This is a genomic window from Streptomyces odonnellii, assembly GCF_000981895.1.
Lineage (GTDB): Bacteria > Actinomycetota > Actinomycetes > Streptomycetales > Streptomycetaceae > Streptomyces > Streptomyces odonnellii.
The window spans coordinates 1-21,792 of sequence record NZ_LATD01000327.1 but is presented as its reverse complement, the minus strand read 5'-3'; the positions used below and the strand labels follow the sequence as shown (position 1 = coordinate 21,792).

The window sequence follows — 21,792 nt, the reverse complement described above, 5'->3', positions numbered from 1 at the left end:
CGCGACAGGGGGTGGGGCGGACCGGGGTCAGGGCCAGTTCGCCCTTCAGCATCCGCCCGCCGTCCCCGGTGAGCCGCAGATAGTAGTCCGACGAGCAGGCCGTACCGTCCTCGTCCAGCGCCCGGATTCCCGAACCCACCGGAATCTGCGAGGAGTTCTCGGCGGTCTTCGCGATCTGGTTGCCCTCGTTGAACTCGTCGAACATCGAGATGTAGATCCCCGCGACTCCGAGCCGGCACATGTTGTAGAACTGCCGCCACATGAAATCGCCGTGCGAACGGTGCCCCGACTGAAGGTCGCCGGGAAGGACGCAGGGCTGGTAGTCGATGCCGTGGGCGTCGCAGTGCGCCTGGTCGGGCGAGTTGACGTTGGCGTAGAAGTTGTCCGCGCCCGCGACGTTCCCGATCCGGCCGACCATCCACGGCGAGAGCATGTCGAAGGCGTGGTACACGTCCAGGTACCCGGGCCGTGAGTCCTCGTTGCCGCTCCGCCAGTGGGTGGGCACCCCGCCCATCACGTAACAGCCCTGCGCCTTGAACCAGTTGACGACATCGAGGCACACCGGCGCGGACCACGTCTTGTTGGGCTCGTTGAAGCCGAATCCCCAAATGCCCACCACCGGCTTGCCGTTCTGCCGTGCATAGGCGGGCGACGCGGTGTACGCCTGCATCTTGGCCAGCCAGTCCGCCTTCATCTCCGGCTGCATGTTCGTCCAGGCGGTGGCGTCGTACATGATGTAGAACTTCCGCCCGTACTTCTCGGCGGCGCTGCGCACCTTCGCCGCCATCGCGTCCCGGGTCGCGCCCTCACCGCCGTTCGGGTTGAAGCGCTGGAGGGCGGCGGTGTCCATGCCGTACTGCTGCATCCACGAGAAGTGGGTGTCGACGGTCTGCTGGTCGTACGAGGAGAACAGCGTGGCCGGCTGACCGCTGCCGAGCGCCGGATAGGCCGTCCGGTAGGTGTGGGTGTAATCGCGTACGTCGGGCCAGCTCACGATCGCGGTGTTGGTCGGGGAGGGCGACTGGCCCCAGTTCTGCGACCAGTGCCACCAGCCGTTGATCGGCGCGCCGTCGCCGGAGCAGGCGAACCAGCCCTGGTAGCCGACGGTGATCTTGCCGACGACATCTCCCGGCGGGGAGGCCGCCGCCTGTGCGCTCTGGGCCTGGGCCCCCAGGCCCACAGCCGCACCGGCACCTGCCAGTGCGGACGCGATGACGGTCCGTCGGGAAACGGCCATGGGATTCCTCGCAATCGGCTCGGTCCGGTCCGTGTCCCTACGTCCCGGCGCGCGTGGTGCGAACGCCACTCAACGTAGGGACACGGAAGGCCATGAGCAAGACGAGGAACCGAAATTTATCGACCGACCGACGTCAGGATCCGACAAGTTCCATGAAATTACTGCTCAGAACGGGTGCGGAAACCTGGGGAAAACGGCAATCGGTCACAGCGGCTGCCGGCGGTACGGCAGCCGCGGATCAGGCGTTCGCGGAGACAGCCGGCACGTTGTACCCGTCGAGCGACAGCCGCGGCTGCCCCGAAGCAAGCGCCTCGGCCGGCCAGGACACCGTGACCGTCCGGGACTCGTCGGGCAGCAGCCACAGATAGTTGTCGCCGTACAGGGCCGGCAGCACCCGCTCACCGGTCCGCGCGTCCCGCAGCGACAGCCTGACCATCGCCGCGACGGACGACCCCCGGTTGTGCACCCGCGCGGTCAGCTCCCTGCGCTCGCCCGACCTGCTGACCCGGCCCGGATCCACGGACACCTTTGTCGTACGGACCGAGTTGAGGGCCCGCATGTCCCCCGGCTCGCGGTAACGCCAGTAGGTGTTCTCCGACAGCACACGCCCGCGCGCGTCCGTGAGGGTCAGCCGCAGCAGATGGAACGCCGGCAGGTCCCCGGTCACATCGGCCGTGAACGCCCGGGTGGTCGCCGAGGCCTTCAGGTCCGTCTTCTGCCGCTTCTCCGCACCGATCCGGCGGCCGTCGAGCCCGTAACACCGCGCCGTCACCACCGCACCCGGGATGTCACGCGGTGTGTGATTGACCGCCATCACACGCCAGTCGTTCGGGTCCGCCTGCACATGCAGGGTCTCGCACGCCGTCCGGGCGCCGTAGTACGTGCCGTTGACGTCGAAGTCGTAGTCGTACGTCTGCCACACCGTGCTGTACCAGGCAGGATGCGACATCCACAGCATCAGACCGCTCGCGTCGTCCCACAGCCGCGCGTTCCACGCCTCGAACATGGCCCGTGTGTTCTCGTAGTTGACGAACTGCGCCTTCCGGCAGAAGTCGTCGAGACCCTTCGCCGTGCCGAGCCGCGCCTCGATCGCCGCCTGGTAGTTCTGCGGCGCCTGATTCCCGCGGGTGCTCCAGTCGTGGTAGAACCACGCACCGCCGATCGGCCACTCCGGTCCGTCGCCCACGAGATTGCGCATGGTCTCCGCCGTGGACACCGTGGGCATGCCGATCTCGGTGTGGAAGCCGTACACACCGCCGCCGTACGTCGAGGACGAGAAGTACGCCTTCGGCTCCACCCAGCCGTACGGGCCGCCGCCGGACACGATCCCGCCCGCCGAGTTGTTCTGGTACAGCAGCCCGGGCGCCTCCGCCTTGACCGCCTCCCGCATCCCGGTGTCGATCGCCTCCGGCGGATTGCCCTCGTTGGCACCACACCACACCACAACGCTGGGGTGGATCCGGTAGCGCCGTACGGTGTCCCGGGCGAGGCCGTTGAACGCGTCGTGGTCCGGAGGGTCCATGGCCCAGGCGTTGGGGAAGTCGTTCCACACGAGGATCCCGTGCTCGTCACAACTGGCGTAGAACTCCTCGCGGTTGCTGCTCGCCACCCAGTTGCGGATCATCGTGAAGTTCATGTCCCGGTGCATCCGGACCGCCGCGTCCATACGCGCCGCGGGCATGCGCCGTGCCAGTTCGTCCCAGCCCCAGTTACCGCCCCGGCAGAACACCCGGACGCCGTTGACACTGATCTTCAACGGCACGGTCGCGTTGTCGACGGAGGTCACATCGCGCCACGACTCGCCGTCGTCGGAGACCTGGATGGTGTACGCGGCGGCGTACGCGGACTCCCAGACGATCGCGACCCGGTCGAAGGAAACCCGCTCACCGAGATCGACCTGGATCCACTCGCCGTCGCGGTACTCCGAGGACCAGCGCGTCGAGCCGTTCCCGTCCACCGCGTTGCCCGCCCCGCTGCCGCTCTCCGAGGACGAAGCGGTCGCGTTCTTGCGCAGCGCCAGGTCCGTGTCCGGACGGCCGCTGTCCACCACGGACAGGCTCCACATCGAACAGCCCCAGCTCGTCGCCCTCTTGGTGCACAGCACCCGCACATGGCTTGCCGTCTGAGCGGCGAACTCGGTGGTCTGGAGGCTCGCGCTGCCGCCCGTGAACGGCAGCGGTACGGCGGAGTGGTCGACCGCCTTCACCTCGGTCCACGAGTCGCCGTCGGCGGACACCTCGATCGCGAAGGTCTTCGCGTAGGCCCGCTCCCACGTGATCACCGCGCGGTCGAACCGCACGGCCGAACCGAGGTCCACCCGTACCCACTGATCGTCCTCGAACGACGACGACCACCGCGTCCGCGGATTCCCGTCCGTCACATTGCCCGCGGCGTTACCGGGATCGTCCACGGTGGACGCGAGGGCCGGCTTGCCGAGCGCCAGATCGGTGTCCGCCCGGGAGCTGTCCATCACCGCGAGGCTCCACATCGACGAACCCCAGTCGGTGGCACGCGTCCGGCACAGCACCCGCAGGTAACGGGCGGTCTGCGGGGCGAAATCCACGGTCTCCGCATACGAATCGGACGCGGACTGGAACGTCAGCGGAATATCGTACTCGTAACCGAACTGCCGTATGCCGAAACGGGTCGCGCGCCGGTCGCTCTCGCGACCGTCAACCGACGCCACCAGCGTGAGATCGTGGAGATTCGCCTCGCCATAACCATTGGGCCACCACAGCTCCGGATCACGGAGCCGCAGCTCCGGATGGGTCGCAGGGGTGAACGTGACATCGGCCGAGCCGCCGGCGGGCACCGTGACGGACTGCGAGACCTTGACCCGGCCGAAGGACGCCGAGACCGTGACACGCTTGTCGGCGGTCGCGGCGTTGCGGACCGGAACCACGACCGTCAGCTCAGCGGAGCGGGTGTCCGGCAGATCCGGCAGTGTGGTGTCCACACGCGGATCACCGATCACGGCATCGCCGGTGGAGCGCAAACGTACGTGATTCCAGATCCCGGCGGCCCTGTCGCGTACGGCCGGCATCCAGTCCCAGCCGGAAGAGGCGAGATACGTGGGCGAATTGCGGTTCATCGTCGTCGCGCCGGCGTCCACCCAGGCCAGGCCTTCGGGCCCCTTGTCGGCCGGGCTGCCGGGGAACGGCATCGGGCTGATGCGTACCGCGAGGGCGTGCTCGTCGGCCCCGGCCAGCAGCTCGGTCACATCGTACGAACCACGGGCGAAGGGGAAGGTCTGAGTCGCGGTCTTGGTGCCGTTCAGCCAGATCTCGGCCTCGTGGTTGATGCCGTCGAACTCCAGCCAGACCCGTCGGCCACGGCCGCTGTCGAAGCCGCGCGGGAGCCGGAAGCGGCGCCGGTACCACCAGGCGTGGCGGGAGAGCGCCTCGGGGATTTGGAGGTTGTTCAGCCCGGCGACGGGATCGGGCAGGTGGCCCTGGTCGACGAGCGAGGTGACCACGGTGCCCGGTACGGTCGCGGGCAGCCAGGCACTCGTGTCCACCGCGGTCCTGGACAGCGCGGCGCCGTCGCCGCCCGCCCAGTCGTCCATGGTCAGGTCCCAGCCGGACTCCAGCGGTACGGTCCCGTCGGCGGCGACCTTCAGGGGCTCGACCTCGCGCCGCCGGGTCCCCCAGTCCGTCCATCCGGTGCTCTCCGGGCGGGCGCCGCGGCTCACGCCGTACACCTGGAAACCGTTGAGGCCCAGCGGGTTGGCGTTGGACCGCTTGTGTACGGTCATCCGCACCCAGCGAGCGGTGACCGGCTTCGGCAGCGCGATCTCCACGACCCCGCCCCGCCCGGAATCCGTACGGTGCACCCGCGTCCAGGACCGGTTGTCCCGCGAGACCTCGATCTCGAACACGACGGCGCAACTGGAGAGGATCTCCTGACCCGTGGTGCGGTCGCGCGGATTGCCGCCGGGGGCGTCGGTGTACGGCGGATCGTCGGCGGTCGCCTCGAAGACGAGCCGCAGCGACTCGACCTCGCACACGCCCTGGAGGTCGACGGAGATCCACTGCGGGTCCCCGTCCGCCGCCCGCCATCCGGATCCGCGCACCCCGGCGGAGTCGAGACGGTCCACCACGAACCGCGCGGGCGTCGGCGCGTAATCGGTGGAGGAGACGGTCACGGGGCGGTACGCGGCAAGCTCGCCCTTGGTCCGGGCGGCGGCCGGGATGCCCTCGGTCGCGGCATGACTTTGGGCGGGCAGCACCATCCCCAGACCAAATCCGGCCAGCAGAGTGGAGCCTGCGCCAAGAACGGTGCGACGGGACGGCGGTGAGGGCGGGACAGACATCAACAGAAGCTCCGATCAGGCACGCTGCCACAGAATGGTGAACCAGTAACCGAATGACAACGATGTCAGATCGTGGTGCGCCCTGCCCGGCCTGTCAAGAGGTACGGCAGATTTCTGCCAGGGGAACCAAAGGGAGCGGTTGGGAGCGGTCGGAGGGCTTCAGAACACCCGGAGCGGGATCTCCGCCGGAGCGGCCAGCAGATCCGAGATCTCGTCGTCCAGGCGGACCAGGGTGATCGAGGCGCCCGCCATGTCCAGTGAGGTGCAGTACTCGCCCACATAGCTCCGGCGAATCTCGATACCGCGCTCGGCGAGTTGCCGGTGCGCCAGGCCGTACACGAGATACAACTCGCCGATGGGGGTGCCGCCCAGGCCGTTGACCATCAGGGCCACACCGTCACCCGAGGTGTACGGGAGGTCGTCGACTACCGCCGTGACCAGTTCCCGCACCATCTCGTCCGCGGGCCGCAGCTTCTCGCGCCGCCGCCCCGGCTCACCGTGGATCCCCACGCCCATCTCGATCTCGTCATCGGGCAGTTCGAACAGCGGGGACCCCTTGGCCGGCGGGGTGCAGGCCGTGAGCGCCATCCCCATGGTGCGGGTGACGGAGTTGACCTTCGCACCGATCCGATAGACCTCGCCGAGGTCGGCTCCGCGCTCGGCCGCCGCCCCCACGGCCTTCATCACGAAGAAGTTGCCCGCCACTCCCCGCCGCCCGACCGTGTACGTCGAGTCCTGTACCGACACGTCGTCGTCAATGGCCAGCGTACGGACGGTGATTCCGTCGGCCTCGGCGAGTTCCTCGGCCATCTCGAACGCCATACGGTCACCTGTGTAGTTGTTGACCAGCAGCAGCACGCCCTTCGGGGACGCGACCAGCTTGACCGTCTCGTACACGTAGTCGGTGGGCGGCGCGGCGAAGACGTCCCCGGGACACGCGGCGTCGAGCATTCCCCGGCCCACGCTCATGACATGGGCCGGTTCGTGTCCGGATCCGGAGCCCTGGACGAGGGAGACCTTGTCCGCGCGCGGCGCGTCGGCGCGCATGATCAGGTTGTACTCGGGGACGTATCGGAGGCTGTCGGGGTTGGCCAGGGCCAGCCCTTGCAGCATCTCGGGCACGTAGTTCTTCGGGTCATTGACGAACTTCTTCATCGGAGTCGCTCCAAGGTCTCGACGCTGAGGCACGGGAGGGGTGTTGAGGCACGGAGGAAGTGGGGTGGCAACGGGAAAGATGCGGACTGGGTCTCGGAACGGGTCAGGTACGCCGCGCCCATTCGTCGGCGATGCGCTCCGCGATGACCGCGATGGCCACGGCCCCCGCGTCGGGCGAGCCGATGCTGCGCTCGCCCGTGTAGCTGGGCCGGCCGCGTCTCGCCAGCATCGGGGTGGTCGCGTCGGCGGCGGTACGCGCGGCCGAGGCCGCGACCCGCGCGAGCCGCACGGGATCCGCCACCGCGCCACCGCCGGTCCGTACGGCCCGGATCTCCTCCTCCAGCGCGTCGGTCATCGGGATCAGCGCGTCCAGCAGTGTCTTGTCGCCGAGATCCGATCTGCCGCGTACCTTGATGCCCTCGGCGGCGGCGCGCAACATGGCGACCGCGTCCGTACCGTCCAGTTCGGCCCGGTCACTGATGGCTCCGGCCGCCCGGAGGAACGCGGTGCCCCACAACGGCCCCGATGTCCCGCCCACGCGTTTGGAGATCACGAGGGCCACTTTCTTCAGAAAGGCCGACGGGGAGCTGCGGTCGAAGGTGTCCCAGTCGGCGAGTACGATCTCGAAGCCGCGCGCGAGCGAGTATCCGAAGTCGCCGTCGCCCACGACGGCGTCGAGTTCGCCGAATTCGCGTTCGTTGTCCACCGCGGTCTGCGCGATGGTCCTGACGACGAACTCCAGATCGCTGTTCCCCGTCGATTCGCTGCCCGCTGTCGGTGATGTCGCTGACATGTCGCTCCTGTCCGGCCTGTGCGGCCTGTCCGACTGGCCTGTTCGGCCCCGTGTCACTTCGCGCCAGGGGCGGCGGAGAGCAGGAATTCGAGATCGGCGAGCCGGACGAAAGGACGCGGGTCCGCGCCGAGAGGATCGCTCAGCACTTCCGTGGCGGTCTCCTGGGGCGCGGGGTCGCCGAGGGACGACACGACGAGCAGCGCGCCGGTGAAGTCCTCGTCGCCGGTGTAGGCGCTGGGTGTGACGACGCACCCGAGACCCGCGTCCAGCGCCGACAGCATTCCGTTCCGGCTGTCCTCGATCACGACCACGCCCGACGGGCCGAGACCGAGTTGGTCCAGCGCGTACAGATAGATGTCCGGGGCCGGCTTCTTGCGCGGGACGATGTCCCCGGCGAACACGGCGAAGCGCGCGGCGAGTTCGGGCCCCATGGCGAGTTCCAGCACACTCCGCACGGCGGGCTCCGCCGAGGTGGAGGCGACGGCCAGGGTCCATCCGGCGGCGTCGGCCTCGGCGGCGATCCGCCGAACCCCGGGCCGGGGCGGAATGGTGCCGCTCCGGATGATCCCCGTGTACACCTCGGTCTTGCGCCGGTGCCATCTCGCGATCTGCTGATCGAGCGCGTCGGTGTCACTGGGCAGTCCGGCCGCGGCGATGAAACGAGGGGTGAGGAGCGTCTTCATCCGCTCCTTTCCCCCGCCGACCTTCACTCTCCCGGCATATTCGCTGTCGCTCCAGCGCACGGGCAGACCGAATTCCCGGAAGGTCTGGTTGAACGCGGGCAGATGCCCGTAGCGCTCGGTGTCGGCGAGTACGCCGTCGCAGTCGAAGACAAGAGCGGGCATGGTGTCACCCGGCCCGTCCGGCGCTGCCGAACAGCGTCATGAGCGAGCCCGCCATTCCGATCACATCCTGGCGGACGGAACGGAACAGGGCGGGCGGATCCCATTTCTGCTTCTCCGCGGCCGATTCGAGGAAAGCCAGACTCGACTTCATGAATGTCTCTTTGAGGGCGGTGGAGATATTGACCTTCGCGCAGCCCCGGGCAATGAGGTCGTGGAACTGCTCGTCGGACAGTCCGCTGCCGCCATGGAGCGCGATCGGCAGCGGGTGCGCCGCAACAATGTCGGAGACCCGCTGGAAGTCCAGCACCGGCGCACGCTTGTAGGTGCCGTGGGCGTTTCCGATCGCGGGTGCGAAGACATCCACATGGGTTGTCGCGAGGAATTCCAGCGCCACGTCCAAGTCCTGCTGGGCAGCTGCCTTGTCGGTGCCGATGTCGTCCTCCACACCCGTGATGGATTCGATCTCGCCCTCGACATGGGCGCCGTACGAGCGGGCCTCGGCGACGACCTCGACCGTCTGCCGCATGTTCTCCTTCACCGGCAGACGCGAGGCGTCGAAGAGTACGGAATTCCAGCCCCGTCGCAGGCACTCGGTGATGACCTCGCGCTCCGGACAGTGATCGAGATGCAGGGTGACCGGCACCTCGATACCCGCCGTCATGGACGTCCACATGGCGTACAGGACATCGCTGCCGATCGATCTGACCGTCTTGACGGATGTCTGCACGATCAGGGGTGACGACTTCTCCACCGCGGCCGCGAGGACCGCCTCCAAGGTGAGATCGTTGAAGATATTGATGGCCGGCACGCCGTAACGCTCTTTGAAGGCGTCGGACAGGATGTCGGTCAGCGGTACGACGGACACGGCGGACTCCTGGGCTCGGGCTCACCCCAATGGCCGTCCGGCCCTGGGGCGAGGGCCGGACGCTCCAAGTCCATTCGACGCCAGTCGGCCGGGCGCCGCCACTCAGCCGTGGCGGCCCCGGTGGGTGGCGGCCCAGGTGGCCAGGGCACGCGAGCCCAGCAAGATCCAAACGAGCTTAGCGCGCCGTGGAGTCGGTGAGTGCGCGGGGCGGCTCGACTCCGATTCCGCGGAGCAGACCCGCCACCTTGCGGTCCAGTTCCACGCCCACCTCGCTGACCTGCGGAATGCCGATGCCCGCGAAGACCGTGCTGGGCTGGTCGAGAGTGAAGACGGCCATGTCGGAGGCGTCGCCGTGGACCAGGATCCGCAGTGGCGCGTACAGCAGGGGCATGGGGCTGTGGCGGAACATCCTCTCCGCGATCACATGGTTGCCGAGCAGATACTCGACGGCCTTGGTGTGGTGCCCCGCGGGCGCCATCAGCGACGTGCCGTCGACGGAGGCGAAGATCAGCAGGTCGTACGGTGCCTGGGCGCCGATGGCCGTCCGTACGTCGTCCCAGGTGCCGCCGGTGTCGGTGATACGGCGCGTCGCGGCCATGTCGAAGACCGGGGCGGCCTGTTCGAAGCTTCGCCGGAACTCGTCGAAGCCCATCCCGGTCGGGATGTCGAGGCGGGTCATGGTGTGTTGTGTGGCGTGTGGTGCGGTGATGGTCATGATGTCGGCCGATCTCTTCGAGAGCGCCCTTCATCACGTTACGAGCCGTCGGAGTGTCCGGCACCTTCTCCGGCCGCTTGCAGGACACGGCGGTTGTGGACGCGCAGCGCGAGTACGGCGAGATCGGTGAGGGGCGTGGCGACGCCGAGGACTCGCGCGCGGTCGCACAGGTCGCCGAGCACACTGTCCACTTCCGTGTGCCGGCCCTCGGCGAGGTCCCGCGACATGGAAGACGTCATCGGCGATCCGGTGGCCGTCAGGGTGCTCCGGGTGCCCGCCAGGTCCTGCTCCGCCACCGGATGGCCCGCCGCCCGGGCGACAGCGGCCGCTTCGACCAGGACCCCTTCCGCGAAGGCCGTCCCTCCCGGCACCGCGACGATGTCCCCCACCGGAGCGCGCATCAGCGAGGTCACCGCGCCGATGGCGGCGATGAAGACCCACTTGGCCCACATCGCGTCGATGATGTCGTTCCGACCGCGCACCTCGATACCGGGGACGGCGAACGCCTCGACGACCCGGTCGAGCCGGGCACTGCCCGAACCGTCCAGTTCACCCGTCTCGATCTCGATGGCGGGGGCCAGCCGCACGATCGTGCCGTGGTCGTCGAGCTGGACGGCGACCCTGATGACACCGCCGATCACCGCGGTCCCGAACCGTCCGGTGAGTGCGTCGACATGCCGCATCCCGTTGAGGAACGGCATGACGACCGTGTCGGCTCCGACGGCCGGTGCGATGTCGTCCATCACCTGGGGCAGGGCGTCGGCCTTCACCGCGAGCAGGACCAGGTCGTACGGCGCGGTGAGCTGATCGGCGGTGGCCACGTCCGGCCGTACCGTCCGGGTGCTCCGGCCGTCGGTGATACGGAGACCGTGCTCCCGGAGCTGCTCCGCGCGGGCGGGCCGGACAAGGAAGGTGACGTCGCGGCCGTTCTCGGTGAGACAGGCGCCGACCATGCCGCCGACGGCGCCCGCCCCCGCGATGAGGATCTTCATGTCGTGAGCCTTTCGCGCGAGGAGTGATCATCGGCTGCTACGCGGGCGAAGGTATCCGACGGCGAGATCCCCGGCGCGGGCTGACCCGCCATCGAGCGGAACGGCCGACGGCGGCCCCGGCCGCTCCGACACCCGACACGTTGATCAGTGACCACCGCGCACAAGGCTCAGTGCCGCCGGGCGTCCTTGAGCAGGCCCAAAGCGCTCAGGCTCTCCGCGGTGGCTGTCACCGTGTCCTCGTTGGAGCGCGGGTTCCATCCGAGGACCCGGCGGGCCTTCTCATTGCTCACACGACGGATGCTGCCCAGATTGCCGGCGGCCTCGCGCATGGCGGGGTTGTGCTCGGCGGCCTGGCGGACCACCTCGTCAGGAAGGATCTCGGTCGGCACGCGGTGGGCCCGCTCTCCCAGACGTTCACGCAGGATGAGAGCGATGTCGTGGAGGGAAACGGGCTCCCCCGCGGCGGCCAGAAAGCGCTGACCGGCCGCGTCCGGGCTGGTCATCGCCCGCAGATGGAGATCGGCGGTGTCGCGTACGTCGACGACCGCGAAGTACATGCGCGGAGTGCCGGGCATGTCGCCGTCCATCAGCGCCTTGATCAGGCCGATGGAGCCGGAGAGGTCAGGCCCCAGCACCGGCCCGAAGATACCCACCGGGTTGACGACCGACAGTACCATCGCTCCGCCTTCGCGGGCCATGAAGTCCCAGGCCGCCCGTTCGGCCAGCGCCTTGGACTTGATGTACGGGGCGATGCCGCCCTCGACGTCCGTCCAGTCCTCCTCGGTGAACGGCCGGTCCGTGTCCGGGTGGCCGTACCCGACGGCCGCGAAGGACGAGGTGACGACGGTACGGCGGACCCCCGCGTCCCGCGCCGCGCGCAGCACCCGTAGCGTTCCCTCCCGCGCGGGCACGATCAGTTCCTCCTCGTTCTCCGGCAGGACCGGGTAGAAGGGCGAGGCGACGTGCAGGACGTAGTCGCAGCCCGCGACCGCCTCGGGCCAGCCGTCGTCCGAGGTCGGATCGGCGGCGACGAAGCCCAGCGCGTCCCCGGCCTCGATGCCCGCGGCCTTGAGGTCTTGTCGTACCCCGGCCTCCCGCTCCGGCGTGCGCACGGAAGTACGGACGCGGTATCCGGCCTCCAGTGCCTGCGCGATGCAGCGCGTGGCCAGGAAGCCGGATCCGCCGGTCACCAGTATCGTCTCGCCGTTCATGTCGTCCTCGGGGTCTCGTTCGTTCGGTGGTCGCAGGCGAACAGGCCGCTGCACTGGGGCAAAGGCCCAGTTCATCGGCGGTTTGCCTGCCACTCACCGTAGGCGCGACCCGGGCGACGTCCCTGTCCCTGCCACTACCAGGGTTACGAGGGTGGAAGCCCGGGAGAACGAACACGAGGAACGGAGAACGCCCCCTCAGGATTCGGTGGCCTCCCGGTGCAGGATCCGCGCCAGCTCGTGCGGCTGGGAGAACATCGGCCAGTGTCCGGTGTTCATCTTCACCAGCCGCCACCGGTCGCTGGTCAGCAGCCGGGTCACTTCCTCGTCCGGCTCGGGGCCGTCGAGCAGGCACTTTATGTAGGTCGCCGGAAGCTCACCGAGCGGGCGTGCCAGGACGGCCGGTTCGGTCAGGGTGGCGCCCGGGTGCGGTGTCGTGCCGCCGACGATCCGGACGATCTGCTCGTCGGTGAAGCCCTGCCCCGCATATTCGGCCGCGGTCAGGGGTGCCCAGAAGCCGCCGTTCTCCGCGAGGGCGGCCTCGAAAGCCGCCCGGCCCTGCCACCAGCCGGAGGCGAACGACTCGCCGTCGACCGGAACCACGGAGTCGACGAAGACGATACGGGCCAGCCGGTCGCCGATCCGTTCCGCGGCCTGGCCGACCGGGATGCCCGAGTAGCTGTGCCCCACGAGCACGACCTCGCGCAGATCGTGCCGCTCCACCTCCTCGACTATGTCCTGGACATGGGTCTGCTGTCCGGCCGGCACACCCTGTCTGTCGCCGAGGCCGGACAGCGTCACGGGGTGGGTGCCGTGCCCGGCCGCGCGCAGCTCGGGCACCACCTCGTCCCACGCCCAGGATCCGAGCCACGCGCCTGCTGCCAACACGAATTCAGCCATGGTCGAAACGTAGCGCGAGGATCTGACAACGCACCCCGGCTTCCCGCGCCCGCATGCCGTACGGGTTACCCGTCGCGCGCGGCGCGGAGAGCCGGTTCGGGGCGTATGGGCCAATGGAGACACCACGCCGCCGAGCGCGGCGGCCCGGGCAAGCGGCCCCCTTCCGGGGCCGGCTCACCAGGCCAACGCACGGCCAGCACGCCGGCGCGACTCCGACTCCCGACTCCGACTCCTGGAGACAGAATGAACTCCGAACAGCGCCCTCCCCTGCCCCCCTTCACCCGGGAAACCGCCATCCAGAAGGTCCGCGGGGCGGAAGACGCCTGGAACACGCGCGACGCCGAGAAGGTCGCGCTCGGGTACACCGTCGATTCGCACTGGCGCAACCGGTCCGAGTTCCAGAACGGCCGCGACGAGATCATCGCCTTCCTCACCCGCAAATGGAGGCGCGAGCTGGACTACCGGCTGATCAAGGAACTCTGGGCCTTCGACGGTGACCGTATCGCCGTGCGCTTCGCCTATGAGTGCCATGACGATTCCGGGAACTGGTACCGCTCGTACGGCAACGAGAACTGGCACTTCGACGAGAACGGTCTGATGCATCACCGTTACGCGTGCATCAATGATCTGCCGATCAAGGAATCCGAGCGCAAATACCACTGGCCGCTGGGCCGGCGCCCGGACGACCATCCGGGGCTGAGCGACCTCGGTCTCTGACTCCGGACACCGCGTCACGAAGAGCACGCACTGAACAATGCGTCAAAGGCGGTCACTCAGGGTGCCGGAATTCGGGCCTTGACTATTGGACTCCCGCACCGAAAAGTATCAGTTACCTGAAATGCATCGAAAAGAGAGGAATCTCCCATTCATCCAGCTCGCTCGTTCAGGCTCCTGTTCGCGCCGAAGCTGCTTACGCGACGGATGCGAGCAGAGGGCCGGCCGTTCGAGCCTGCGCTCCTCACGCCGCTGCTGGCGATCGTGGTGATCACGGTGGCGGCCGTTCTCACCCCCCATCTGCAGTTCAACCGCCTGCTGGGGGTGGCGCCGGCGCTGGCCGCGGCCATGTTCCCGGTGGGCGGCACGCTGGCCATCGGGCTGCTGGCCATGGTGGCCGACACCGCCCTCGGCCTGGCCACCGAGCACAACCTGAACCAGACTCCGGGCGTCTTCACCCTGATCGCGATCGCGGCCATCACCCTGGCCGCCGCGTACGCCAGCCGCGTACGGCAGAACCGCGAGCGCACCCTCGCCGAGGTCCGCGCCGTCGCCGAGACCGCGCAACAGGTGCTGCTGCGCCCGGTTCCCACGCGCCTCGGCCAGATCGGCATCGAGGTGCTCTACCAGGCCGCCGCCGCGCACGCCCGGATCGGCGGCGACTTCTACGAGGCGCGGCAGACCCCGTACGGGGTGCGGCTGATCGTCGGCGACGTACGCGGCAAGGGGCTTCCCGCGGTCGAGGCCGCCTCGGTGATCCTCAGCTCGTTCCGGGTGTTCGTGCAGGACGCGCCGGACCTGCCGGCGCTGGCGCGGCGGCTGGAGACCAGCATCAACCGGTACTGCGACCATGTGCCCAGCGAGGACGTGCTGGAGCGGTTCGTGACCATCGTGCTGGTCGAGATTCCCGTCGGCGCGCCCGTCGCACGTGTGGTGAACTGCGGGCATCCCCCGCCGCTGCTGCTGCACCGCGGTGAGGTGCGCGAGGTGGAGCCCAGCCGGCCGTCGGCGCCCATGAACATGGCCGCGCTGCTCGGCGATCACTACCAGGTCGACATCATCCCGTTCGCCGTCGGCGACCGCCTGCTGCTGTACACCGACGGTGTGAGCGAGACCCGTAACCGCGCGGGGAGCTTCTACCCGCTCACGCAGCGCGTCCGGCAGTGGGCCTTCGCCCCGCCCCGTCAGCTCCTGGACGACCTCCACCAGGACATCCTCACGTATGTCTCGGGCGCCCATATGGACGATCTCGCGGCCCTGGTCGCCCAGCGCGTCACCATAGCGGGCGGATTCCCCTGAGCCTCGTTCCGTTCGCACACCGATGACACCTCGTGTTCACATGGGAGCGCACAGCAGCCGATCGCTTCCGGTCAACCAGAGGAGTTGTCATGCGTAACCGTCACACCCTGCGCACCACTGTCATCTCGGCCGTGACGTCCGCCGTACTGGCCCTGGGCTCGGGAGCCGCGCTGGCGAGCGACTGGTACGGCTATCCGCTGTCCAATCAGAAGGGGCAGCCCCAGCACATCCGGGCCTGCGGATGCAGCAATCTGGCCGAGGGCAAGCGTGCCTCCTACTACTTCGACCACCGTGGCCAGGACGCCACGATGTACAACGACCGCGACTGCCCGAGAGGGCACGGGCACTACAAGTTCCGGGGCGACTCGGAGCGGAACGCGTCGTTCGGCTGGCGGAGCATCGAGATCCACTGCTGACGGCCGCCTCCGACAGCGTCTGCCCCGGCCCCTTCGCACGTCGCGGAAGGACGGCGAGGGGGGCCGGGGCGCGCGTCGGCGCGGGCGCTACTTCGTCTCGGACGCGGCGCCCTTGCCGTACAGGGCGGCCCGCAGTGTCTTGGCGGTCTCCGCGACGGCGGCCTTGGCGGACTTGGTGTCCGCCAGCGCGTTGAGCATCATGAAGTCGTGGGTGATCGCCCCGTAGTGGGTGTTGGTGACGGGAACCCCGGCGGAACGCAGCTTCGCCGCGTAGGCGTTGGCGCCGTCGAGCAGCACGTCGGAGTCGGTGATCACCAGTGCCTTCGGCAGGCCCCGGAGCTGCTCGACCGTGGCGTTGAGCGGTGAGGCCAGCGGCTGGCTGCGGGACCCGATGTCCGGGGCGTAGGCATTCCAGAACCACTCCATCGCGGGCCGGGTGAGCCAGCAGCCCTCGGCGAACCGTTCGTACGACGCTGTGTCGAAGCGCGCGTCGACAACGGGGTAGAGCAGCACCTGCTGGAGGAACTTAGGCCCGCCGCGCTCCTTGGCCATCAGGGTGACGGCCGCGGTCATGTTGCCGCCGACCGAGTCACCGGCGATGGCGAGCCGGGAGGAGTCGACGTTGATCTCGGCGCCGTGGCGCGAGACCCAGTCGGCGACGGCGTAGGACTGCTGGACCGGTACGGGGAACTGCGCCTCGGGGGACGGCGTGTAGTTGACGAAGATCACCGCCGCGCGGGCGCCGTCGGCGATCTGGCGTACGAGCCGGTCGTGGGTCTGCGCGTTGCCGAGGACCCAGCCGCCGCCGTGGTTGTAGATGATCCCGGGCAGCGGGCCCTTCACTCCGGGCGGGCGGACGATCCGGATGGACACGGGTCCTGTCGGGCCGCCGGGGACGGTCCGTTCGGTGATCTCCGCGGGCAGCTTGTCGACGGGGCCCGCCTGGAGTTTGTTGAGCACCTCGCGTGCCGCCGCGTACGACAGGTCGTACAGCGGTGTCCCGTCGGCGGCGGCGAGTTCGTTCAGGAACTCCTGCGCCTGGGGCTCCAGCTTCACCGGCGGGTTGCCGCAGGGAGCGTACGGGAACGCGGCCTGGTCGGCGGCGGTACCGGGACGGCCGACGACGGATCCCGCCGGGCCGGCCGCGGGTCCGGCGCAGGCGCTGAGCGTGGCGGCCGCGGCGGTGACCGTCGCGACCAGGCCGCAGCGGGCCCTGTGCCGGGAACCCTTGGGTATGGATGAAGCCATGGCACGTCCTTTCCGGAAGGAGTGGGCCTTGGCGATCAGCTTGGGGCTGGGGTGGTCGCGTGGCACGCCCGGCTGGCCCAAACGAGTCGCCCCCGGCCGGTCCCGGAACCGCGCGCCGGCCGAGGGGTCGTCAAAGGATCAGCGGCGGCGTACCGCGGGTGCCGGGACGAGGCGTACGACCGTGTTGAGCAGGTGGTCGATCATGTCGCGCGAGGGATTGTCGGTGAGGTTGGCGAGCAGCCGGGCGAGTGTGTTGAGCAGAAAGGGCGAGCCCATCACCGAGCGGTTCAGGACCGGCTGGAAGCCCGAACGGCTGAAGACGAGGTCGGCGGCGGCGTTGCCGAGACGGTAGTAGCGCCCCCAGCGGCGGTTCATCTCGACGGGGTAGTGGTGAAGCGCGCGTTCGCGCCTCGGTCCTCGCGGGAGGGCCAGGGCGAGTGTCACGCTCTCGGCCGCGACCTCGCCGGCTTCCATGGCCTGGCCGATGCCCTCACCGTTCCAGGGGCTGATCATGCCTCCCGAGTCGCCGGCCAGCAGAAGCCCCCGGGTGTAGAGCGGATGGCGGTTGAAGCCCAGGGGCAGGGCCGCGCTGCGGACCGGGCCCTCGGCGTTCTCCTCGCGCAGTCCCCATGCGTCCGGGGTACGGGCCAGCCACTCGTCCAGCGCAGTGCGCAGGCCAGCGTTTCCGTACCGCCGGTGGGGCAGCGCGCCGAGGCCCACATTGACCCGGCCGTCGCCCATCGGGAAGATCCAGCCGTATCCGGGCAGATAGCGGTCGGTCCCCGGGAAGCGGAGGTCGGCCCAGAGTTCCAGATACTCGTCCTGGGAACGTTCGGGGCTGCGGTAGTAGCGGCGGGCGGCTGTCGCGATCTGTCTGTTCCTGTCGCGCTGGAGGCCCATCGCGAGGGCGAGCCGGGCGGAGGCGCCGTCGGCGGCGATCACGATCGGAGCGCGGTACTCCACCGGCTCCTGTGCCGTGGACTTCGCAGCGACGCCGGTGACCCGGCCCGCGCGGTCCAGTACAGGATCGGTCACCTTCACTCCGGTGCGCAGCCGGGCTCCAGCCGCGACCGCGTGGCGGGCCAGGATGTCGTCGAAGTCGTGCCGGCTGCGCGAGAGCCCGAAATCCGGGTACCGGCCCAGGCCCGGCCAGTCGATGTGGACTTGGCGATCCCCCTTCACCCACCGCATACCGCGGGAGCGCATCCAGCCCGGGGCGTTGATGTCGATACCCATCCGGATGAGCTGGTGCACGGCCCGCGGGGTCAGACCGTCTCCGCACACCTTCTCCCGCGGGAAGTCCGACTTCTCCAGCAGCAGGACGTCGACGCCCGCCCTGGCCAGGTGGAAGGCGGCGGACGAGCCGGCGGGCCCCGCGCCGACCACGATCACATCGGCTTCCTCCCGCGGGGTGTGACTGTCCGGTTCTGTTTCCCTTGTTCCTTTTGTTTCCTGATTTGCTTCGCTCACAGGGGCACCTTCCTGACATGGGGCATGGGGCATGGGACAGCCGATGCGGCGCCGGTGACGGCACCCCTGCACGTCATCATCGGTCAGTACGGGCGGACACGGAACCTGGCCCGGTGGTCCGGCCGACCGCCGGACCGCTGCTCCGCCGCCGAGCCGGGCTCGGCCCGGGACCCGACCGCGGGCTCGGCCTCCCGATGGCCGAAAGGATTCTGTACGGCCCCGCCGTCCGCACCGACCATCGTTTTACGGGCACCACGGCACTGAGGCCGGTCAGGGCTCGATGCCGCTGCTGCGAGACATCTTCCCGAAGCACCGGCCCACCCCCTGGAAGGCGGACATGGCCTCTTCGCCCCTGAACATCCTCTTACCCACCCCGGTCCGGCCCGGCGGTACGGGTCTGCCGAGCGGACGGACTCTGATGATCCATCCGCCGTACGTGCACGACGACTACCTCGCCCGGGACATCCCCTTCGCCCCCGACCGGCTGCCGTTCCTGCCCGTCGCGCCCTTGTACGCGGCCGAGTTGATGGAGCGACACGGGATAGCGGAACCAACGCTGTTCGACTGCCAGCTCCACGATCTGCGCGAGGCCCCGGACCTGGAGGGGTACGACTCGTACGGGATCGCGGTCATGGGCGCCCAGAACATCGCCCCGGCCGCCCATGTCCACCGCTATCTCACCGTTGACCGCGGGGTGCCCGCCGAGCGTCTGCACATCGGCGGGCAGGGCATAGAAAAACTCTCCCGGGAGGAGTTCGGGCGGATCTCCCCGGCTCTCAGAAGACCGACCGCCAGGCGCTGTCCGCGCTGCCCGGGGCGATGGACATCGATCTGCGGCGCCAGCTCGACCGGATCCCCGAGTCCGATCTGCGTGTCTATCTCACCCACGAGATGACGCTGCCGTTCAGCCAGGGGTGCATGTTCGGGTGCAGCTTCTGCGGGGCACAGACGCGGAAGCGCGAGACGTTCTTCAACGTACGGGCCCACCTCGACACGGCCTGCCAACTCGCCGAGCGCTTCGGGCTCACGACCCTGGATCTGTACTGCAGCTCGCTGGACTTCTTCCAACAGGCCCTGCCGGGCGGCGATCTGGAGCTGCTCACCGGACAACTGGAGTCCATCGTCGAGCTGAAGGAGCGGCACCCCGGGCTGCACATCGATCTGCACGCGCTGACCCGCGCCGACTCGTACAACGCCGCGATGAGTTCGGACCATGTGCGCGATCTGGTGCTGGAGGCGGGCTTCAACCGTTTCGGATTCGGTGCCGACGGCGCGGCCTCCGTCGAGGTGCTGCGGGCGATGCGCAAGCATGCCGACACCCTGCGATCCGATCTGGTCACCGCGTTCCAGCACATGGAGGAGAACGGTCTGACACCGGAGATCCTCTATGTGTTCGGCATTCCCGAGGAGACCCCGGAGACCTTGGCGGAGACGCGCGCGCTGTGCGGGCTGCTGCTGGAGACCTTCCCGTCCTCCGAGTACCGCGGTTTCCCCGCGAAGAACGAGATCCCCGGCAACGCCAACTGGAACCGTAAGGGCTGGAAGGGCTCCCCGGCCCATCAGCGGCTGCTCGACGAGCCCGACCAGTTCCTGAACCTCGGCTTCGAGACGCTCGCCAACGAGATCTCCCACGAGGACCCGGAGATGCGGCTCCTCGTGAACCACTACGCCGTCGACATGAGCCGGCACGCCCACGATCTCGGGCGTGTCCGCAGCTACTTGACTGTTCCCGTCTCCTCGCCGGGCGCCCCGGTGATGGACGAACGGACGCTGGACGGCTTCCGTGAGATCGCCGCCAATTACGCCCCGGAGCTGACCGCGGACCTCACCGTCGAGAACCTCTCGGAACGGCGTGCCGCTCAAGTGTGTACGGTCCGCTCTCGGGCGTTGTCAGGGGAACAGCAGGATCCCCACGAGCACCAGGATGACGAAGGCGATGAGGAGCATCGTCGTGCGCCGCATCTTGTGGTGCTCGTACACCTTCGGTCCCCCTCCGCGTGGCCGGTCCTCGGGAAGCCGAGGGTGTGCCGGCCGGTCTCGTGAGTAGAAGTCGGTGTCGGCCATGGGAACCCCTTAGAGGTCGTGGGTTCGCTCCGGGCCCCTCGTCCGGGACCCGGACTGCGGTCCCATATCTGCGATTTTACCCCTCTTCACCTCTGCTATCAGGAACCTCAAAAGTCCCGGCGGGCAAGGGGCCATATTGCCTCGGGGCGGGAACCGGGCGTGGCGGAAATGTGTCTGCCCTGGGGACAGGGTGTGGGGCTACCGCGTGGGGGGAACGCGATGATCAGCACGGATTTCGGCGGCACGGCGGTGCGCCCGGCCGCCACGGCACAGGCGTCCGCCTCCGACCGGACCGGTGCCGGGGGCGCGAGGTGAACGCCTGGTCCGTCCCCGGATACACCGAGTCCCGTGAGCTGGGCTCGGGTGGCAGCGGACGCGTCGTCCTCGCCGTCCATGACGCCACCGGCGTACCCGTCGCCGTCAAATACCTGAGCGAGAGGCTGCGGGCCGACTCCGGCTTTCTCCAGGGGTTCCGGGCCGAGGCACGCCTGCTCAGCGACCTCGACTCACCGTATGTGGTCGGGCTGTACGAATATGTCGAGGCCCCCCGGGGCGCGGCCATCGTGATGGAACTGGTCGACGGGATCGCCCTGCGCGCGCTGCTGCGGCAGGAGGGGCCCACCGGCCCGGAGGCGGCGCTCGTGGTGCTCAAGGGCTCGCTGCTGGGGCTGGCCGCCGCGCACCGGGCGGGTGTCGTCCACCGCGACTACAAGCCGGAGAACGTGCTGGTCGCCCTGGACGGCTCGTCCAAGCTGGTCGACTTCGGCATCGCGACGGACCGGGGCAGCACTCCGGGCGTGGCCGGAACTCCCGCGTACATGGCGCCGGAGCAGTGGAACGGCGAGCCCGCCTCGCCCGCGGCCGATGTCTACGCGGCGACCGCGACCTTCTACGAATGTCTCACGGGCCGCAAGCCCTTCTCCGGCGAGAACTTCGCGGAGCTGGCGCTCCAGCACGTCGGTGCGCCCGTTCCCGAGGAGCAGGCGCCGGAACCGGTACGGCCGCTGATCCGGCGGGGTCTGGCCAAGGAGCCTCAGGAACGGCCCCGTAACGCGGACGCGTTCGTCGCGGAGCTGGAGGAGATCGCCGGGGTGGCGTACGGGCCGGACTGGGAGGAGCGCGGTCAGCGCAGGCTCGCCGCCCTCGCCGCGCTTCTGCCGCTGCTGTTCCCTTCCGGCGGGGCTCAGGCCGCGGGCACCGTCGCGCGCGCCACGACCACACTGGGCGACGGCGGACCGGACGACGCGCGGGGCGGGAGGCACGCCCGGAGCTGGAACCCCGGGCTGAGAGGAGCGCTGGCCACCGCCGTCGCACTGATCATCGCCGCCGTGGCCGCCGTCGCGGCAGGGGCGGTCGGAGACAGTCCGGGAGGACGGACGACGGTCCGGGCGGTCACCACGGCGGGCCCGGTCGCAGCCCCGGAAGCCACCCCCGGAGCCACGCCCGGCACCACATCCGCCGGGCCGTCCGGCTCCGCGAGTCCCTCGCCGGCCGTCAGCGCACCCACCGGCGGTTCCCCCTCCGCGTCGGGCGGCGCTACCGCCGGGACCAGCACACCT

At 69.3% G+C, this 21,792-nt stretch carries 18 protein-coding genes; 6 read left to right on the top strand and 12 right to left on the bottom strand.

All coding sequences use genetic code 11. The annotated features are described in order from the left end of the window. The 10 genes from WH07_RS27880 to WH07_RS27835 form a co-directional block, all read right to left on the bottom strand. A partial coding sequence (locus tag WH07_RS27880; RefSeq protein WP_046505774.1) for a glycoside hydrolase family 71/99-like protein occupies positions 1-1,237 on the bottom strand: 1,237 nt, incomplete at its 3' end. Positions 1,238-1,475: 238 nt separating this feature from the next. Further along, positions 1,476-5,549, bottom strand: coding sequence for a discoidin domain-containing protein (locus WH07_RS27875; protein WP_046505772.1), 4,074 nt, complete (start codon positions 5,547-5,549; stop codon positions 1,476-1,478). A 159-nt stretch (positions 5,550-5,708) separates the two neighbouring features. Continuing rightward, positions 5,709-6,704 (bottom strand): dihydroxyacetone kinase subunit DhaK, encoded by a 996-nt coding sequence (gene dhaK / locus WH07_RS27870; protein ID WP_046505769.1) that lies wholly within the window; start codon positions 6,702-6,704, stop codon positions 5,709-5,711. Positions 6,705-6,807: 103 nt separating this feature from the next. After that, positions 6,808-7,497, bottom strand: coding sequence for a dihydroxyacetone kinase subunit DhaL (gene dhaL / locus WH07_RS27865; protein WP_046505767.1), 690 nt, complete (start codon positions 7,495-7,497; stop codon positions 6,808-6,810). Between the two features lie 53 nt (positions 7,498-7,550). Continuing rightward, entirely contained in the window at positions 7,551-8,342 is a 792-nt protein-coding gene (locus tag WH07_RS27860) for an HAD-IA family hydrolase (RefSeq protein WP_046505764.1), read from the bottom strand. A gap of 4 nt (positions 8,343-8,346) precedes the next feature. Next, a complete protein-coding gene (locus tag WH07_RS27855; protein ID WP_046505762.1) occupies positions 8,347-9,207 on the bottom strand; it encodes a class II fructose-bisphosphate aldolase in 861 nt (286 codons plus the stop codon). A gap of 175 nt (positions 9,208-9,382) precedes the next feature. After that, a complete protein-coding gene (locus tag WH07_RS27850) occupies positions 9,383-9,886 on the bottom strand; it encodes a hypothetical protein (protein ID WP_198533907.1) in 504 nt (167 codons plus the stop codon). A 74-nt stretch (positions 9,887-9,960) separates the two neighbouring features. After that, positions 9,961-10,914, bottom strand: coding sequence for a ketopantoate reductase family protein (locus WH07_RS27845; protein ID WP_046505758.1), 954 nt, complete (start codon positions 10,912-10,914; stop codon positions 9,961-9,963). 167 nt (positions 10,915-11,081) lie between these two features. Next, positions 11,082-12,125 (bottom strand): SDR family oxidoreductase, encoded by a 1,044-nt coding sequence (locus WH07_RS27840; protein ID WP_046505755.1) that lies wholly within the window; start codon positions 12,123-12,125, stop codon positions 11,082-11,084. A 195-nt stretch (positions 12,126-12,320) separates the two neighbouring features. Continuing rightward, positions 12,321-13,022: an alpha/beta fold hydrolase gene (locus WH07_RS27835; protein WP_046505753.1), complete on the bottom strand. Its 702-nt coding sequence runs from the start codon at positions 13,020-13,022 to the stop codon at positions 12,321-12,323. A 243-nt stretch (positions 13,023-13,265) separates the two neighbouring features. Between WH07_RS27835 and WH07_RS27830 the strand changes: the two genes are divergently transcribed. From WH07_RS27830 to WH07_RS27820, 3 genes are all read left to right on the top strand, one after another. Continuing rightward, the gene (locus WH07_RS27830) at positions 13,266-13,739 is read left to right on the top strand and encodes a nuclear transport factor 2 family protein (RefSeq protein ID WP_046505750.1); all 474 of its coding nucleotides are present in this window, start codon (positions 13,266-13,268) and stop codon (positions 13,737-13,739) included. A 204-nt stretch (positions 13,740-13,943) separates the two neighbouring features. After that, positions 13,944-15,035: a PP2C family protein-serine/threonine phosphatase gene (locus WH07_RS27825; protein WP_046505748.1), complete on the top strand. Its 1,092-nt coding sequence runs from the start codon at positions 13,944-13,946 to the stop codon at positions 15,033-15,035. 89 nt (positions 15,036-15,124) lie between these two features. After that, positions 15,125-15,451, top strand: coding sequence for a MiAMP1 family antimicrobial peptide (locus WH07_RS27820; protein ID WP_046505747.1), 327 nt, complete (start codon positions 15,125-15,127; stop codon positions 15,449-15,451). Between the two features lie 87 nt (positions 15,452-15,538). Here WH07_RS27820 and WH07_RS27815 read toward each other — a convergent pair whose 3' ends face one another. Both WH07_RS27815 and WH07_RS27810 read right to left on the bottom strand, forming a co-directional pair. Then, entirely contained in the window at positions 15,539-16,699 is a 1,161-nt protein-coding gene (locus WH07_RS27815) for an alpha/beta hydrolase (protein ID WP_079023613.1), read from the bottom strand. Positions 16,700-16,837: 138 nt separating this feature from the next. Then, complete coding sequence (locus WH07_RS27810; protein ID WP_232789079.1) at positions 16,838-18,091, bottom strand: geranylgeranyl reductase family protein; 1,254 nt, start codon at positions 18,089-18,091, stop codon at positions 16,838-16,840. Between the two features lie 415 nt (positions 18,092-18,506). Here WH07_RS27810 and WH07_RS39985 point away from each other — a divergent pair, with 415 nt between their 5' ends. The 3 genes from WH07_RS39985 to WH07_RS27795 all read left to right on the top strand — a co-directional run. Beyond that, on the top strand, positions 18,507-19,064 hold the full coding sequence (locus WH07_RS39985) for a hypothetical protein (protein WP_157877446.1): 558 nt from the start codon (positions 18,507-18,509) through the stop codon (positions 19,062-19,064). Beyond that, positions 18,989-20,212, top strand: coding sequence for a radical SAM protein (locus WH07_RS40520; protein WP_046505739.1), 1,224 nt, complete (start codon positions 18,989-18,991; stop codon positions 20,210-20,212). Before WH07_RS39985 ends, WH07_RS40520 begins: the two co-directional genes overlap by 76 nt. A 332-nt stretch (positions 20,213-20,544) precedes the next feature. Continuing rightward, the coding region (locus WH07_RS27795; RefSeq protein WP_046505736.1) for a serine/threonine-protein kinase at positions 20,545-21,792 on the top strand (1,248 nt) is incomplete at its 3' end.

Coding starts and splice junctions, on each gene's coding strand:
- dhaL (WP_046505767.1), bottom strand. CDS start 7,497: ATGTCAGCGACATCACCGACAGCGGGCAGCGAATCGACGGGGAACAGC.
- WH07_RS27845 (WP_046505758.1), bottom strand. CDS start 10,914: ATGAAGATCCTCATCGCGGGGGCGGGCGCCGTCGGCGGCATGGTCGGC.
- WH07_RS27850 (WP_198533907.1), bottom strand. CDS start 9,886: ATGACCCGCCTCGACATCCCGACCGGGATGGGCTTCGACGAGTTCCGG.
- WH07_RS40520 (WP_046505739.1), top strand. CDS start 18,989: ATGGACATCGATCTGCGGCGCCAGCTCGACCGGATCCCCGAGTCCGAT.
- WH07_RS27835 (WP_046505753.1), bottom strand. CDS start 13,022: ATGGCTGAATTCGTGTTGGCAGCAGGCGCGTGGCTCGGATCCTGGGCG.
- dhaK (WP_046505769.1), bottom strand. CDS start 6,704: ATGAAGAAGTTCGTCAATGACCCGAAGAACTACGTGCCCGAGATGCTG.
- WH07_RS27825 (WP_046505748.1), top strand. CDS start 13,944: ATGCGAGCAGAGGGCCGGCCGTTCGAGCCTGCGCTCCTCACGCCGCTG.
- WH07_RS27820 (WP_046505747.1), top strand. CDS start 15,125: ATGCGTAACCGTCACACCCTGCGCACCACTGTCATCTCGGCCGTGACG.
- WH07_RS27840 (WP_046505755.1), bottom strand. CDS start 12,125: ATGAACGGCGAGACGATACTGGTGACCGGCGGATCCGGCTTCCTGGCC.
- WH07_RS39985 (WP_157877446.1), top strand. CDS start 18,507: ATGGCCTCTTCGCCCCTGAACATCCTCTTACCCACCCCGGTCCGGCCC.
- WH07_RS27860 (WP_046505764.1), bottom strand. CDS start 8,342: ATGCCCGCTCTTGTCTTCGACTGCGACGGCGTACTCGCCGACACCGAG.
- WH07_RS27875 (WP_046505772.1), bottom strand. CDS start 5,549: ATGTCTGTCCCGCCCTCACCGCCGTCCCGTCGCACCGTTCTTGGCGCA.
- WH07_RS27815 (WP_079023613.1), bottom strand. CDS start 16,699: ATGGCTTCATCCATACCCAAGGGTTCCCGGCACAGGGCCCGCTGCGGC.
- WH07_RS27830 (WP_046505750.1), top strand. CDS start 13,266: ATGAACTCCGAACAGCGCCCTCCCCTGCCCCCCTTCACCCGGGAAACC.